Consider the following 16,866-nt stretch of genomic DNA (forward strand, 5'->3'; position numbering starts at 1 on the left):
TTACAATAGCTATGATAAGTAAAAACAGCTGCTGTCTCTTTCTTTTTATAATTAATCACTTATCTCGCAGTCCTTTTATTTAAATATAAATTGAACCCCTCTTTATAAGCTTTCAATGCTATTAGCCATTGATTTTTGGGATACCTAAAATATAACATAATAAGAACATACAAAAAATTATATATGACGATATATGATGCGTAAAAAGAGTTATAATTTTTCAAAGAAAAGTAAACTAAATTTCTCCATAAAAACCTTATTGAAAAATCACTCATTTTACCCGTTGAAGTAGATTCATTATGGTGTATTACAGAGTCTGATATATACCATAATGTTTTTTTATTCTTATTAAGTGCTCTATAAACAAAATCAGTATCATCATAATAAACGAAATAATTCTCATCCATTAATCCTACACTGCTGAACACTTCTTTTTTTATCAACATAAAACAGGTAGGCGCATAAATTACTTTCTTGTCTGTGTTGAATTGTCCCCTATCATCTTCTTCCTGTCCATATTGTACTGTAATACCATTCCGTTTATTAAAACCTCCACCTGCAGCCCAAATTTTATTAGTCCCATAGAAATATATTTTAGGAACAACCATATCTGCATCATGCGTATCAAGACCAAATAGTAATTTCTCAATGGATTCGCTTTCAAGAGCAATGTCATTGTTAGAAAGCAACAGTAAATCGCATCCATCCGCAACAGCTCTGGTAATTCCAATATTATTTCCTTTGGCAACACCAAAATTTTCAGAATTTTCAATAATTACTGTGTCGTATTGATATTGATCAGCTAATTTTTTACTTAATACTAAAGAACCATCTGGAGACAGGTTATCGACCACATATAATATAAAATTTTTATATGTTTGCTTACCTAATGTCTCAAAAAACTCTTCAAGAACAGATTCGCTATTATATAAAACGGTTACTATACCTATTTTTCTACTCATTTATACAAGCCTTTATTTTTCATCTCCTCAATAGATAATTCATATTTATCTTCCGGGATTTCCTGATCATTAACCCAACTAGTAAAAGCTTCAATTCCTTTGTCAAAAGTCCATTGGGGTTCAAATCCCAATTCAGATTTTATTTTGGAAATATCTGCAAAATTATGCCTTATATCTCCCAATCTATAGTTTCCAGAGATTTTTATTGGTATCTCACGTTTGTAGAATTTTGACAGTGTATCAGCTACTGTTATCACGTCTGTCGCAACACCAGTTCCAACATTGTAAACCTGACCATTCGCCTCTTCTTTTTCAAGCCCTAATATAGTTGCATTTACAACATCATCTATAAACACGAAATCACGTGTCTCTTTACCATCTTCAAAAATATTGATGCCATTTCCATTTTTAATGCGGGTAGAAAAAATAGATAATATTCCAGTATAAGGATTTGATAAGGATTGTCCAGGACCATATACATTTTGGTATCTATATCCTACTGCGGCAATTCCCAAAGATTTACAAACTGTTAAAACCATCTGTTCCTGATTTTGCTTTGTGATACCATACACAGACGTAGGGTGTATTTTGCTGTCTTCTGTAGTTGGAAGTATCTCAACCGCTTCATGACATACAGGACATTTGCACAAAAAATCCCCCTTAGACATATCTTCATCTAATCTTTCTGTCGGATATACAGTTCCGTGGTTTCTGCATTCATACTTTCCTTCTCCATAAATAGCACGTGAGGCAGCAACAACAACTTTCTTCACATTATGAGAGCTGTTCGCAAGTAGATCAAGCATAATTGCTGTGCCTCCGATGTTAACTTCAATATATTTTTGGATTTCATACATTGATTGCCCTGTTCCGGTTTCTGCTGCCAGGTGAATAATTGCATTTTGTCCTTTGATCGCATTAATCCAATCCTCTTTTGACGTCACTGAACCCTTAATAAAATTGACTTTATTATTGATACTTCTGTAAAGTGGTGAAGTAAGGTCTGGATTATCCCCATGGATCTGAGGTGACAGATTATCTAAAACCGTTACATTTAATCCTCTATCCAAAAGTTTGAGAGCAATGTTAGAGCCTATAAAACCGGCGCCTCCAGTAATTAATATATTTTTTTTCATATTTATGTAAAATTCCCTTTAGCATCTGTTTTCAGCCAAGCTTGTTTTTCAAATGAGTAGCGTTTTATAATTTTTGCAGGTGCACCAACAGCAATACAATAATCAGGAACATCTTTGGTAACTACAGAATTTGCACCAATAATACTATTTTTACCCACACTCGCACCGGAGATGCAGACGTTCTCTCCAATCCAAGAGCCTTCTTTTATAACAACATCAGAAAGTTGGACTATCGGTTGATCAATTATTGGTCGACTAATATCTTTATAACCATGTTGATTATCCGAAATATAAACCCGATCTGCTATAAGCACAGAGTTTTCAATCACAATACTTTTTGTACAATAAATATGAGCTGAATTTCCTATGTATGTGTTACTTCCTATTTTCAATTTACACTCCTTATGTCCTGTTAGAGGATTTGCTGCTAACCATGCATTTTTTCCAATAGAAACTTTTTCACCGATAAATATATTTTTTGGTTTTTCGATTCGGATAACATTTTTTATAGAAGATCTATAGCCGAAAGCTCCAAATTTCAATTTGTTTAATGGATACAATATTAAATTATAGTAAATCATTATGAAATTGCATTTAGATTAATTAGTTTTTTTATATCAAGCAGGTTTTCAGAATTCAATTCTATCCATTCATTACTTTTATCCCACCATTTTAATTTTAATAGAAAATCAATTTCTTCTTGTGAGAATCTGTATTTTATTAATTTACCTGGTGTACCAACAACGATTGCATATGGTTCTACATCCGCAGTAATAACAGAATTGGCTCCAATTATTGCCCCATCACCAATCTTAATACCATTCAATATAATTGCGTTTGCCCCAATCCAGACATCATTCCCAATGACAATATCTTTTCTATATTTATAATTATCTTCTTTAGAAAAATTCCTTAAAAGGTTGGTCGGATTTGAATAAATTGAAGGATGAGTACTAACAAATGTATGAGTTGGGTGCTTTCCTGGTCCTGTTCTAACACTGGGTCCAATAGAACAAAATTTCCCCATCTTCGTTTCACTTATGACAGATCCTTCAGCTATATAAGAAAAATCATCAATTGACGAGTTTATCATAATCACATTGTTTCCAAGCCAGTTGTATTTACCGAAAACAACATTGAATAATTTAGACATATACCCTACTCTAAGATACTGATATCTAGATTGGTATTTTATTTTTGTAATCAGCCATTTCAAATACTCAGAAAAGGGATTTTGCAAATAAGATTTATCCAACATACCTTTTTACTTTTTTACTAATGAAATTAATTGCCTTACGTTTTCATTTTTCAAAACAACAGGTAAATATAAAAAAAGTGAAAGTATACCTATAATTATCTTTAAAATATTTTTTTCAGCAGAAATTAATTGATTACACGAAACATTAATAACTATAATTAATATACTCAAAAAGAACAATTTGATTTCTTCTTTTTGAAATACCTTCCAAAAACCAATCTTTAGAGAGCTATTGTAATTGATAATAACCAAAACAGATCCTACTGAAAGGGCAATTCCCCAGGCTATAATAATTCCATACCCGCCTAAATATGTACCGAGTATCATCCCTAAAACAATATTAATAACAGCCATACCAATGTGAACGATAACTAATATATTTAACCGTCCTTCTCCCATTGAGCTAAAATAAGCAGGCCCACACATAATATTAATAAATGAAGAAGCAGTTAAGACCAGCATAGAAAAAATGAAATCATTATTAAAATCACCAAGCCATGCTAAAGATATGAAAGGAGTTGCTAATATTAAGATCGTGGATAATGGCAAATTGAATAAAAGTAAAATACGATTCATCTTAATATAGAAATCTTGTAAAAAAGAAGATCCGCCAACCTTTGCTTTTTCAGCAACAACAGGAACTACAACCTGATTGGCATTCGTCAATAAAGCTCTAAATTGATTCACTGCTTTAGTTGCCATCTCATAATGCCCAAGAAGTGCAAGACCACCATATTTACTCAATAAAAGTTTGGTAGCAGGCTCATATAAAAGCTGGCTTATGGATACAAGTTGAAATTTGTATCCATAATTAAAAAGTTCTTTGAATGATTTCAAACTCCACTTCCAATAACGGATTTTATTATTAGGATTTATTCTAACTGTACATATTAAGGCAACTACAAAAATAAAAACAGATTGTAAAAGCTGTACAATTGCAACACCTTTAAGGTGATAAATAGGCGTTAATAATATAGTGCCAACAAACATAATAATCCCGGATGCGATGTAAATAAAATTTCGGATGTAATTTTTTTGGTGCCCTTCTAAAACGGATGTAAATACTCCTCCAACGGCATTAATACAAAGGGAAGCTAATGAATAAGGAAGTATTTCTAATGCGACATCTAAAAAACTTTTATCAATTACGAATCCCAAGAAAAATTTTGCAGAAGATAAAATTAGTAAACTTAGAGTGCCAAACAAGATCAACATTGACAAAATTGAAGTAAATATTAGTTTACCCAGTTTAGTTTCGTCATCCTCCAAAAGATATTCTGCAACAAACTTCACCAATCCAGAAGTCAGACCCAAATTAGCCAAATTAGCAATAGAAGAAAATGACAATATAAGAGACCATACTCCCAATTGCTTTACACCAACCGCTGCTAATAAATACTTATACAAAAAAAAGTACAACAACGCTGTAAAGACAACCTGTATAACTGCCGATAAAGCATTAATTGTAAGTTTTTTTGAAGAAAAATTCATTAAGGTCAATTATTTATACATTCGATTGTATTTTGTGTAAAATATCTTTTTTCATTTCCTACTATGCTTTACTTTATAAGACGATACTAAAAATATTTCTTCCACCACTTTTTCTCCTCTGCCTGATATCCGTATCCAAACTTGTTCCCATAGCCAAAGTTAGATTCTTTCACCTCATTTAATACAATTCCTACATTTTTGAGCTTTTTGTCCCCTATCGAATTATTTAAAAACTCTATATAGCTTTTTTCTGTGACCTCAGACCTCGTTACATATACGATAGCATCACTCATATCTGATATAAGGAAAGAATCCGTAACTAATAAAAGAGGAGCCGTATCCAAAACAATATATTTGTATTTGTTTAGCGCTTTAGCAATGTCTAAAAGTTCTTCTAACTTGCCATTCTGTAAAAGATCTGTCGGATTTGGAGGAATAGAACCCGAATAAATAAAGTCACAGTTCTCGTTATAACTACTTGGATGAATAATTTCATTAATAGAGATTTCCTCTCCGCTTAAGAATTCTGACAAACCTTTTGCCGTCTTCATTGAAGGATTGTAGCGTTGTAATTGTGGATTTCTAACATCTGCCCCAATTACCAAGACTTTATTACGTGAAGAGGCTAATATGATTGATAAATTGGTTGAAACAAATGTCTTTCCTTCTCCTTTTACCGATGAGGTGACCATTATAACATGTGGTACATCTCTTCGAGGTAATAAAAAATTCAAATTGGTTACAAATATCCTGAAGGCCTCAGCCATAGGCGAAACATCATTAAAAGTAACGAGTGCATTTTCTTTGTTTTTCAGCTTTGGAATTTCAGCAATCACCGGTAAATCAGTAAGTTTAGTAAGGTCTGCTCTTCTAACAATAGTACTTTGCAGAAGGCCTTTTAAATAAATGATTGCAAATGGTATCAGTAAACCTAAGGCAGCAAATATTCCCAATATAACTAATTTCCTAGGTGCAACGGGTTTTTTAAATATAAATGCTTTATCTATTACTCTTGCCTTTTCAGCAGTTATCTCCATACTGATCGCAGCTTCTTCCCTTTTTTCTAAAAGTAATAAATAAAGATTTTCTTTTATTTGCTGCTGTCTTTCAATACTTCTAAATAATTTTTCTTGCCTTGGAATTTTGCCAATCATCTGCTCAGAACCCCCTAACTGGCTTTCTACTTTTCTTTTTGCCAATTCCAATGTCGCCTGATTTTTTTGCAAAGATTGTGTCAAAGAAGATTTCATTTCTTCAATTTGTTTGTTTGCACTTTTTACAAGCGGGTTATCTGGTGTGGCTTCCTCCAAGTATTTATTTCTTTGAAGTACAAGTGTGTTATATTCCTGGATTGCTTTCCCAGCAGTTTCACTGTCCAATCCTATATTAAGCGGTAAAACATCTCCTGTCCCCTTTTTATTTAAAGAATTTTGAAGCATTTGATTAAGTTCCAACTGAGTTCCTATTTCCAGAATCTGAGCTTTACTCTGTTCTTTCAATTGAAGATTAATTTTAGCTTCTGTCGGTAAATCGACAATATTATTATCTGATTTATATCCTTCCTTTTGAGTTTCTACATCACCCAATTCTTGTGAAATAAGCAGAATTCTTTTATCAATAAAATCCTTCGTTCTCTTAGATTCAATATTTTTATCACTAATGGCGTAGACATTATACTGTCTTACTAAACCATTAAGAAAATCTTTTGCCTTATCTTTATTTTCAAAATCTACAGAAAGATTTATAATAGTTCCATCTTTATCCAACAAATCAACTTTTACAGCCTCCTGATAATCATTAACTGTACTTTCAAAATTACTATAGTTGAAATAAACATCTGAAAGGTCAACTTTTTTAGGTGCTTTAAAATCAGGATTCTTACTGATCATTATTACCGCAAAAGGTAAGCTCGTCGTTTTATTAAAAGAAGTTTTTATATCATTCTTCCATTCTTTAGAAGACAATATGATTTCATTACCTTTAGTTTTAATAGAAATTGGTTTCTTAGGTAATTCGGAATCTTTTTTTTCCTGAATAATATTGATTATGTAAGGATTTGTATTCCCATACAGTTCTACACTATTAAATGTTTGCTTAGCATATATAGGAGTTTGAAAGTTATTTTCTTTCAAGACATCTTCTACAATTGTTTTGGATTCAAAAACACCAACTTCATTTTCAATGCTATTGGTACCCATACCACTAAGACCACCAATACTTTGTAACACCCCAATATCTCCGGATGCTACAGACATTTTTTTAGCATCTTTTATAAGTACAGATGTTTGAGCTTTATAAACAGGAGCAGTCGATTTTATAAAATAAATTGCCAATATCAACATCAGGAAAATCATTCCGAAAAAATATTTCCAATTTTTTAAATATGGACTTATAAGTTCTTTTACATCGACTTCTTTAGAGTTCAGTTTATCCATTTTTAAGGATTAAATTATCAATTGAAAAATTCTATTACAACACTTTATTTAAAACGTGTGCAAATATATCTATTATTTTAGATAATCTTTTTAATAATTATTAAAAAGATTGCAGGGGAATTGTTTTTATAGTATCCTATTTTCACTAAAGATATTATATATATACATCTCCTTTATCCATAATGTTCAAAACAAAGATATTTTTTTATTTTTTTATTTTATAGGTCAACATGAGACCTCCTCTTGTAGGTATTAATTCTCCACTTTTATTGAATTTTGTGGCATGTTCATATCTTGTGTTATTATCTTTAAAATATCCTTTATAAAATGATTGTGTCGTTCCTATTCCTGCATATAAATCCAGTCCCCAATTTTCATTAATGGTAAAGTGATATCCACCGCTTATTCCAAAAATAAATGCAAGGCCTTTTTGATATTTCCCCGTCACACGGACGCTTCCGTCAGGCAATATCTCAGCTTGTCCCAATTCATCCCGTACTGGTTTGTCATTCCAATAATTCCATTTTTGAAGATTGAAGGCTGCCATTGAAACATAGGTCCCAACATACCATTTCTTCATTCTCTCTCCAAAATAATATCTTCCTTCCAGGGTTCCCATATAGATCTGCAAATTCCTTCCACTAAAAGATTTCCAGGGTGAGACAAATGCTTCTGCCTGTAAAGAAATTTTATTACTGACTGGCTTTTCAACAGCTATATTATATATGCCTATTGGGGCAAAAAGGGTGTTAACTTTTACCTCTGTTTGAGCATTCAATGTAGATGCAAGAAACAAGCTTGCTGTAAAACATAAATTTTTAATCAGGAATTTCATTGGTATATAACATTTATCTTATTAATAACTATGTTCTCAGCGTTAAAAGGGTTTTCAGGAGTATAACAATGTCGTTTTTAAAAGAAAGATTATGATAATAATCCAGATTCATTCTTACTTTATCGGGAAACAATACTCCATCATTATATTGTAAAGGATTTTTCTGTTCAGACAAGATTTGCTCTTCATTACGGTACTTAATTCCGGCTTCACTGGTAATTCCTGGTTTAAGAAAAAGAATAAGGCGATTTTTTCCTTCTAGCTTATCATAATACCCAGGGATATCAGGACGAGGACCAACTAAAGACATATCTCCCTTCAAAATATTAAATAACTGAGGAAGCTCGTCCAGTTTAGTTCTTCTCATCAAATTACCAATGGTTGATTTTTCAAATGTTTTCGGACTTAAGGTTCTGAATTTGTAGATAGTAAAAAGTTTTGCATTCCGCCCTATCCTTTTTTGAGTGAAAATCCCAGGGAAACCAGTATCCAAAGAGGCCAACAATAATAACAGAATAAGTAAGGGCAATAATATTATTACAGTAGAAATTACTATACTATAATCCATCATCATTTTCCAAAAAGGGTATTTTTTCACAATATTCGTATTCCTTACAAATATATAAAATATGTTTGTAAGAATAAAGAAATCTTCAGCAAGTAAGGAACTTAAGGTGTCTATATCGGATTTTGAACTATTAAATATATTCTATTATTAAAATATTAAATTACTTTTCTATTTTGAGAAAAAAATTTTCAATACCTCTGCTATTCGTTTTTTATCTTTTTCTGTAAGATTAGATCCAGAAGGTAAGCACAACCCTTTTTCAAAAAGATTTTCAGCAATTTTTGATCCATAATAAGGACTATTTGAAAAAATGGGCTGCATGTGCAAAGGCTTCCAAAGTGGTCTGGACTCTATGTTATCCTGTAAAAATGCCAATCTTAGATCCGTACTGGTTTTTCCTGTTTTTGATGTATCAATTGTAATGGCTGATAACCAGTGGTTGGAATAAAAATCGTCACTCGGTTCTGAAAAAACATCCACTCCTTCAATGTCTTTGCATAACTCCAAATAAAAATCATGCATTTTTCTACGAGCTTCTACCCGATCATTCAAAACTTCCATTTGTCCACGACCTATTCCCGCGATAATATTACTCATTCGGTAATTATATCCGATATTGGAATGTTGATAATGTGGTGCTTCATCTCTGGCTTGTGTAGATAAGAAGATCGCATTATTTTTAGTCTCTTGCGAATGACATATCAGAGCTCCACCTCCTGAAGTTGTAATAATTTTATTTCCATTAAAAGATAAAATGCCGAAATCCCCAAAAGTTCCACATGCTTTACCTTTATATCTTGCGCCCAGAGATTCTGCTGCATCTTCTATAAGGGGTATTTCATATTTTGAAGCAACTGACAAAATTTCATCCATTTTAGCAGGCATCCCATAAAGATTTACAACGATAATAGCTTTGGGTTTCTTACCTTTTCTTAATCTATTTATGATTGCTTCCTCTAAAACAATAGGACACATATTCCAAGTTTCAGATTCACTATCTATAAAAACTGGCTGAGCGCCACAATATACAATGGGATTGGCTGAGGCAATAAATGAAAAAGTGGATGTGAGTATTTCATCCCCTTTAGTAATTCCTAATAATATCAGTGCTAAATGTATCGCTGATGTAGCGGAATTCAGGGCACAAACTTCGACGTCATTCTCAAGAAATTTCTTTAAATCAAATTCAAATTCATCAATATTATTTCCAATAGAGGTTACCCAGTTTTTCTGAAAGGCATCTTCAATGAATTGTATTTCATTTCCTGATAGATGAGGAGGAGAAAGCCAAATTTTATCTTGCATCGTGTGTTATTGAGAAGCAAATATAACTTTTCCTATTGAATTTAGATCTTAGTTTTTAAATTTATGACAGGGATTAGGAGTAATTTGGATCAACACAACAAAGTCCAATTATTTTTTGATTCTATCACCCTGGCCTTTTCCACCTACTGTAGCAAAAATATATTTTAGGTAATCAGATACTGTTAAGTTCCGCAGCATTTCTGCATCTTTTTCAGCTAATTCAACAGGTGTTGACATATCAATTTCATTAATTTGAGCTAAACCAGTAATCCCAGGAAGAAAATTGTAAACTCCTCTTTTATCTCTTTCTTCTATTAGATCAGTTTGATTAAAAAGATTTGGTCTTGGACCAACCAGACTCATATCTCCAATTAAAACATTAATAAGCTGAGGAAGCTCGTCTAATTTTGACTTACGTAAAAATCCTCCAAATTTCGTCACAGAAGAATTACTTGAAAGATGCGTGGCTACTGACTTTGTATTGACATGCATCGTTCGAAATTTCATCAACTTAAATGGCTTTTTTTGTTTTCCCACTCTTTCCTGAAAGAAAATAGGTGATCCGGTATCAAATAGACCAATTATGTACAATATTATTCCTATTGGCCATAAAAAAAGAATTCCAAAAAAAGAGAATAAGAAATCGAGTATACGTATCATTATGAAATGTTTAGTAGTTTGAGGTTATATTTTAGATGTTAAAACTTTGTACAGTTTTAATTAATCCTTCCTGTACTGATACAGGTAAAGATTCTATTTTTAATTCATTTTTTATTTTCTGATTTGAAACTATATAAGATTCAGTTAGTTTCTTTAATCTCTCCGAGTTTAGTGGTAAATGTAATTTATCACCTAACTTTGCAACCTTCTCGATCATAGTCTTTGATATGTTCCAAAGTTTCGCTTTTTTACCGACTGCATGATTAATTGTTTTAATGAGCTCATTCGTTGATATAGCACTATCATCTGCAAAATTATAAATACCTGAGGATAAATTTTCATTAATTAACATCTGACCTATCAGGAAATTTAAATTATCAATGCTTAGAAATGATCTTTTATTTTCAAAAGCAGTTAATGGCCAGGGTAATCCTTTTTTAACAATCTTATAAAGTAAATTTAAATTCCCCTTATTTCCCGGACCATGAATCATGCATGGACGAATCACATATACTTTTTTGTTTGCAGGCAATGATTGATTAAGAATATATTCTTCAGCTTCTCTCTTGGACTTACCATAAGGTGTATAAGGATCAGCATCCACTTCTTCTGTCAGAATATGCTCTACTCTATCTGCAGCAGCTTTTACTGAGCTAAAATAAAAAAACTGATTAATTTCTGACTTTAAGAATTCATTAAATAACTCAATCGTGAGGTCTCTATTTATTTTATAATATTCATTATCATCAGAAGTGTTGGATGTGTCGTGTGCTTTACCTGCCAAATGGATAACTGCATCAGCATTTGCTGGAAAATCACTCTTCCAATCTTCATTTCTAAGAGATAAGGAAATAATTTGATTGTCTTTCTGTCTTAAATATTCTGTAAGATTTTTACCTACAAATCCAGATGCTCCGGTGATAATTACATTCATAAATTAAATTTTAAATCTGAAAAAACAGGCTATAACTTCCTTTTAATAATATTTTCTAAATTTGAAATACAGGTAGACATTCTAAAATTATTTTCATAATATTTTCTGCTATTCTCTCCTAGCTGATTAAGCACATCTGTAGATAGGTCTGAAGCTTTAAGGATTGTATTTGCCAGTGACTTATAATCACCCGCAGAAACTGTAAAACCACAATCTGCCTCTAAAACATTATCTGCTCCTTCTCCGTTCAGCATTGCAATGATTGGTTTTGAAGCACTCATATAAGCTTGTAGCTTTGCGGGTACGGTAAGATTAAAAATAGGATCATCTTTTAAAGTTACAAGCATAACATCAGCCTTATCAAAAAAACTGGACATCGCTTCCACAGGATATCTTCCCATAGTAAATACGGTTTCCTGCAACTGATGTTCTTCGATAAATTCTTTGACATACGGCATCTTCCTGCCATCTCCAACTAAAATAAATTTGATTCCTTTGTTTTCTTTAAGCTCCAAAGCAGCCTGCATTATATTCTCTAAATCCTGAGCTTCACCAATATTCCCGGCAAACATCACTTTGAATCCTTCAGGTAGTTTTGGAATAGAAAAATCTTTATTTCCTTCAGATATGGTATCTTCCGCCCAGTTTGGAAAATAAACAATCTTATCATCAAAATTTCCTTTTTGATTGATTGATTTTCTAAACCCTTTAGAAGTAATCAAAATTTTTTCTGAATTTGTATAGAACTTTTTTATAACCCTTTCATAATATCCCAGAATCCATTTATTTTTCACACCTCCTGCAATAGATAAACTTTCGGGCCATAAATCCATTACCCAAAAATAAACTGGTGTTTTCCATATTTTATTCATTAAGAGAGCTGGATAATATTGCGTTATTGGGGAAGGTTCATGTACGATGACAGCATCAAATTTAGTATTAAAGCCCATAAAAAAAGCTTTAATGGATGCAAAGAATGCAAAGCTATAATAATTTATAAATAAACGTATACCTCCTCCTTTACCCCTTGGAAGAAGCAACGACCTTATTACTTTTACCCCATTTACAACCTGCTTTCTATTTTTGAAAATACTATATCCATCATAAATTTTGCCTTCGGGATAATTAGGAAGACCTGTCAGTACTGTCACATCATAACCCCTCTTCTGTAGTTCAAAAGCAAGATCATTACTTTTGAAATTTTCCGGATAAAAATACTGTGTTATTATAAGAACATTCATATATCTATTGTTCGCTCCAGACCACTCTTTTAATATAATCGGTATAAGAAATGATGATTCTTACGACTTTTTCGGATACGTTTGGCATAGAATAATCTGCAACCTGTCTGAAGTTCCGTTCATCTCCAATCTTCTGTCGCTGAACCTGCACCAATCCTTGTAGAATACGTTCCGGTGATAAACCTACCATCATTACACTAGATTCTTCCATTGCCTCTGGTCTCTCATGAGCCTGGCGTATATTAAGAGCTCTAAAGTTAAGTATAGAGGATTCTTCAGAAATAGTTCCTGAATCTGATAATACTGCATAAGAGCGTTTCTGAAGCGCATTATAATCATGAAATCCTAAAGGTTTAAGAAATTGGATTTCAGGACGTACTTCCACTCTCATTTTATCGATCATATTTCTTGTTCTTGGATGCGTGGAAACAATAATAGGATATTGATATTTCTCTGCTATAGCATTTAGAGAATCTATTAAACCTCTAAAGTTTTTTTCTGAATTAATATTTTCTTCTCGATGAGAAGATACTACGAAAAACTTCCCTTCTTCTAAGTTTAGTTTCTTGAGTACATCAGATGCATTAATTTCTGGTAAGTAATGGTTCAGAACCTCAAACATCGGCGAACCTGTTTTGATAATTCTGTCAGCGGGTAATCCTTCACGAAGTAAATATTCTCTTGCGATATCCGAATACGTAAGATTTACATCTGCAGTATGATCTACAATTTTACGGTTGGTTTCTTCCGGTACTCTTTGATCAAAACATCGGTTACCTGCTTCCATATGGAAAATAGGAATATGTCTCTTTTTTGCAGGAATTGCACATAAACAAGAATTGGTATCTCCAAGAACCAAAAATGCCTCCGGATTTAATTCTTCCAATAGCGGATCTATTTTTATTAAGATATTTCCTATCGTCTCTGTAGCAGTTTTTCCAGCTGCCTCCAGAAAATAATCAGGCTTTCTAAGTCCCAGATCATCAAAAAAGATCTGATTAAGTTCATAGTCATAGTTTTGACCTGTATGAACAATGATATGTTCTATGGCTTCAGATGCATCCAAAGCGGATAATACTCTTGACAATCTAATAATCTCCGGTCGTGTTCCGACAACCGTCATTACTTTTAACTTTTTCATTAATTAATATTTTAAACTTCTACAAAATAAGTATCTGCATCTTCAGGATTATATGCTTCATTAATCCAAAAAATAGTATATAATTCTTCCTCTCCTATATTCTTAATATTATGAGTATACCAGATCGGCATATCTACATAAGAAGGTTCTGTCCCGTCCAGATAAAAATCAAGAACTTCATCAGAATCAATTTTTCTCAGTTGGATTAATGCTTTTCCTTTAATAACAGCGAAACGTTCTATTTTTCTTGTATGAAAATGATTCCCTCTTGTTATGTCCGGAACTGTAGTTGAAAATGAACATTGTCCACCAATACCTAAACGGATGATTTCAACGAAAGCACCCCGTGGATCTGTATGTTGAGTAAATTTAACTGGATAATGATTCTTATGATCTATATAAGAACGGTAGGTATTAAATAAATTATGTTCAAAAGAATCGTTAATAGCCGGGATCTCACCATTATCAAAATATTTGGTTTTGAATTGGTTTAATAATGACAAAACTTCAGAAACTTTCTTACAGGCTGTAGGCTCAACAAATAACTCATTCTTACTTTCTTCCGAACGAATCTCACTAATAATTCGATCTACCAATTCTTGCACATAAATTAGCTTTACTTCACCATCATTGGCAATACTTGGAGTTTCGCCATGCGTTAACTGATAACAAAATGTAGCGACAAAAGAATTATAGAAAGGCTTACCAAACGCTCCAAAAACATTCGGAATAATTAAACCCGTAACTTTCCCACCATTTTCGCTGGCCCAATTAACTATTATTTCACGCCCCTCACGTTTTGACCTTCCATATAAATTATCCCTTTCTTCCTGGGTTGAAGATGAAATCATGACGTGCGCTTTGGAGACTGTGCGTTTTAAAGACTCAACTAAATTCTGAGCTAAAGCTACATTAGTTTCATAAATAAACTGCTCGCTCTCATGACGATTCATGGCTGCCAAATGGACAATAACATCACATTTTGAAACAAATTCATCTAATTGCTGTTGATTGTCGAAAAACTCTTTCTTAAATTCAACATGTTCAAATTCTTCTGGAAATAAGCCCAGTGTATTATATAAATGACGGCCAACAAATCCATTTTGGCCGGTTATTCCTATTTTTTTCATTTAATTGTTTTTAAAACAAATATTTGATTATACTTTAAAGAGTGGTTACAAATCATTTTTTTGCGTAAAATAATTTAACTCAAACCGATATTCATCATCTATTTCTCCCAGTCCATAATCAGCTAAAACAAGTAATTTACTTCCTTCTTCAAGACTTTTTATCGCGGTTAGGCAACCACCTCTTACATGGAGGTAAGTTAAAGTTTCTGAAGAAAGTATATATTTATTTATCGTTAAATCTTTTGAAGGGTTCTTAAAATTATCCACTTCTATGACGTCTATTTCAAAGCTTCCATTGATACATGCAAACCAACGTGTTTCTATTTTATGTCCCTGCCAACCTCTTATAAATTCAGTTGAGTGATTCTCTATTGTGTAAATACGTTTAATTATAGAAGCATCAAACTCATTATTATAAGTTATAACACCCCTTAAGTCTTCATGCCTGTTTCCTTTTAATATCACCAGTTTATAGTTTGAATAATTATCTAAGAACAATTTCCTTATCAGATATTACTAAGAATATTGCATTACATCCTCACCAAACACCTCTTTTCGTATTAGTGGCAGAGTTGATATTAACTGCTTTAGACCTTCTACACCTTGTTGTTCCGTATTATGTGAATGATAATCTTCTATTTTTGAGATATCTTCTTCTCCTTCAGAAAAGTATTTAGCGTAGTTCAAATCACGGTTATCAGCAGGGATACGATAAAAATCACCCATATCTTCTGCTTTTATCATTTCCTCGCGCGTACAAAGTGTTTCATATAATTTTTCGCCATGACGAGTTCCGATAATCTTAACAGGGACCTTTTTACCAGTCAATTCAATTAAAGCTTGAGCTAAATCTCCAATGCTTCCTGCAGGAGCTTTATTTACAAATAAGTCCCCAGGATTTCCGTTTTCAAAAGCAAACAGAACTAAGTCTACTGCATCTTCTAAAGACATAAAAAAGCGAGACATATTAGGATCCGTAATCGTAATAGGTTCTCCTTTTTGAATCTGATTTAAAAATAGCGGGATAACAGATCCTCTGGAAGCCATTACATTTCCATAACGGGTCAAACAAACTGTTGTGTCTTTTAAATTACGGGCTTCTGCTACTGCTACCTTTTCCATCATTGCTTTGGAAATCCCCATAGCATTGATAGGATAAGCAGCTTTATCTGTTGATAAACAAATTACCTTTAAAACTTTATTTGCAGCAGCAGCAAGAATGACATTTTGTGTCCCTTCCACATTTGTTTTTACAGCCTGCATAGGAAAAAATTCGCACGAAGGAACCTGTTTTAGGGCAGCTGCATGGAAAATATAATCTACCCCTCTTGTCGCTGGTTCAACCGAATTATAATCTCTTACATCGCCTATATAGTATTTAATTTTTTCATTTTTATACAGGTTACGCATATCATCCTGTTTTTTCTCATCACGAGAAAAAATGCGTATTTCTTTAAAGTGGTCGGTTTGTAAAAATCTGTTTAGTACAGCTGTTCCGAATGAACCAGTGCCTCCTGTTATTAGGAGTGTTTTATCTTTTATTTGCATATTAAAATTTCTAAAATAAAATTGGCAGGCCCAAAGTTAATAACTTTTATATTATGCCAATTAAAATAGGTTTTTGTTTTTAAAGTTATTTAAGTGAGTGAGGTCATTTAAAATTTATTATTCTTACAAAATTACTTTAGAGCAATGATCATAAAAACAACATAGTTATAAGGTTTCCAGGTGAATATCATTATATCGAAAATAATTGAGCGGTCTCAAAAG

General features: G+C 32.5%; 15 protein-coding genes and 1 pseudogene. All 16 read right to left on the reverse strand.

Translation table 11 applies throughout. The features are described 5' to 3' along the window. Nucleotides 1-59 precede the first annotated feature (59 nt). The 16 genes and pseudogenes from AC3WRL_RS04255 to AC3WRL_RS04330 all read right to left on the reverse strand — a co-directional run bounded on the left by AC3WRL_RS04255 (nucleotide 60) and on the right by AC3WRL_RS04330 (nucleotide 16,644). On the reverse strand, nucleotides 60-962 hold the full coding sequence (locus AC3WRL_RS04255) for a glycosyltransferase family 2 protein (protein ID WP_261511160.1): 903 nt from the start codon (nucleotides 960-962) through the stop codon (nucleotides 60-62). After that, entirely contained in the window at nucleotides 959-2,098 is a 1,140-nt protein-coding gene (locus AC3WRL_RS04260; RefSeq protein ID WP_261511159.1) for an NAD-dependent epimerase/dehydratase family protein, read from the reverse strand. Before AC3WRL_RS04260 ends, AC3WRL_RS04255 begins: the two co-directional genes overlap by 4 nt. A 2-nt stretch (nucleotides 2,099-2,100) precedes the next feature. Then, nucleotides 2,101-2,679 carry an acyltransferase gene (locus AC3WRL_RS04265; RefSeq protein ID WP_261511158.1) on the reverse strand — a complete coding sequence of 193 codons (579 nt, stop codon included), beginning with the start codon at nucleotides 2,677-2,679 and terminating at the stop codon, nucleotides 2,101-2,103. A 100-nt stretch (nucleotides 2,680-2,779) separates the two neighbouring features. Beyond that, nucleotides 2,780-2,972 (reverse strand): annotated as a pseudogene (locus AC3WRL_RS04270) (DapH/DapD/GlmU-related protein); the annotation flags it as partial. 390 nt (nucleotides 2,973-3,362) lie between these two features. Beyond that, nucleotides 3,363-4,847 carry a lipopolysaccharide biosynthesis protein gene (locus AC3WRL_RS04275; RefSeq protein ID WP_214832678.1) on the reverse strand — a complete coding sequence of 495 codons (1,485 nt, stop codon included), beginning with the start codon at nucleotides 4,845-4,847 and terminating at the stop codon, nucleotides 3,363-3,365. A gap of 86 nt (nucleotides 4,848-4,933) precedes the next feature. Next, nucleotides 4,934-7,282 (reverse strand): GumC family protein, encoded by a 2,349-nt coding sequence (locus tag AC3WRL_RS04280; RefSeq protein WP_261511156.1) that lies wholly within the window; start codon nucleotides 7,280-7,282, stop codon nucleotides 4,934-4,936. Nucleotides 7,283-7,487: 205 nt separating this feature from the next. After that, on the reverse strand, nucleotides 7,488-8,117 hold the full coding sequence (locus AC3WRL_RS04285; RefSeq protein ID WP_214832682.1) for a DUF3575 domain-containing protein: 630 nt from the start codon (nucleotides 8,115-8,117) through the stop codon (nucleotides 7,488-7,490). A 28-nt stretch (nucleotides 8,118-8,145) separates the two neighbouring features. Then, entirely contained in the window at nucleotides 8,146-8,715 is a 570-nt protein-coding gene (locus AC3WRL_RS04290; protein ID WP_390882533.1) for a sugar transferase, read from the reverse strand. Between the two features lie 138 nt (nucleotides 8,716-8,853). Next, nucleotides 8,854-9,990 (reverse strand): aminotransferase class I/II-fold pyridoxal phosphate-dependent enzyme, encoded by a 1,137-nt coding sequence (locus AC3WRL_RS04295; RefSeq protein ID WP_261511155.1) that lies wholly within the window; start codon nucleotides 9,988-9,990, stop codon nucleotides 8,854-8,856. 108 nt (nucleotides 9,991-10,098) lie between these two features. Beyond that, nucleotides 10,099-10,650 carry a sugar transferase gene (locus AC3WRL_RS04300; protein WP_214832686.1) on the reverse strand — a complete coding sequence of 184 codons (552 nt, stop codon included), beginning with the start codon at nucleotides 10,648-10,650 and terminating at the stop codon, nucleotides 10,099-10,101. Between the two features lie 31 nt (nucleotides 10,651-10,681). Continuing rightward, nucleotides 10,682-11,584 (reverse strand): NAD-dependent epimerase/dehydratase family protein, encoded by a 903-nt coding sequence (locus AC3WRL_RS04305; RefSeq protein ID WP_261511154.1) that lies wholly within the window; start codon nucleotides 11,582-11,584, stop codon nucleotides 10,682-10,684. Between the two features lie 29 nt (nucleotides 11,585-11,613). Beyond that, a complete protein-coding gene (locus tag AC3WRL_RS04310; RefSeq protein WP_492329801.1) occupies nucleotides 11,614-12,825 on the reverse strand; it encodes a glycosyltransferase family 4 protein in 1,212 nt (403 codons plus the stop codon). A 4-nt stretch (nucleotides 12,826-12,829) separates the two neighbouring features. Further along, nucleotides 12,830-13,966, reverse strand: coding sequence for a non-hydrolyzing UDP-N-acetylglucosamine 2-epimerase (wecB, locus tag AC3WRL_RS04315; protein WP_214832692.1), 1,137 nt, complete (start codon nucleotides 13,964-13,966; stop codon nucleotides 12,830-12,832). Nucleotides 13,967-13,977: 11 nt separating this feature from the next. After that, on the reverse strand, nucleotides 13,978-15,096 hold the full coding sequence (locus AC3WRL_RS04320) for a polysaccharide biosynthesis C-terminal domain-containing protein (RefSeq protein WP_492329802.1): 1,119 nt from the start codon (nucleotides 15,094-15,096) through the stop codon (nucleotides 13,978-13,980). Nucleotides 15,097-15,141: 45 nt separating this feature from the next. After that, a complete protein-coding gene (locus tag AC3WRL_RS04325) occupies nucleotides 15,142-15,561 on the reverse strand; it encodes a WxcM-like domain-containing protein (protein WP_261511152.1) in 420 nt (139 codons plus the stop codon). 51 nt (nucleotides 15,562-15,612) lie between these two features. Beyond that, a complete protein-coding gene (locus AC3WRL_RS04330) occupies nucleotides 15,613-16,644 on the reverse strand; it encodes a polysaccharide biosynthesis protein (protein ID WP_214832696.1) in 1,032 nt (343 codons plus the stop codon). Nucleotides 16,645-16,866 lie beyond the last annotated feature (222 nt).

The organism is Chryseobacterium sp. FW101-FHT12H09 (assembly GCF_058790395.1).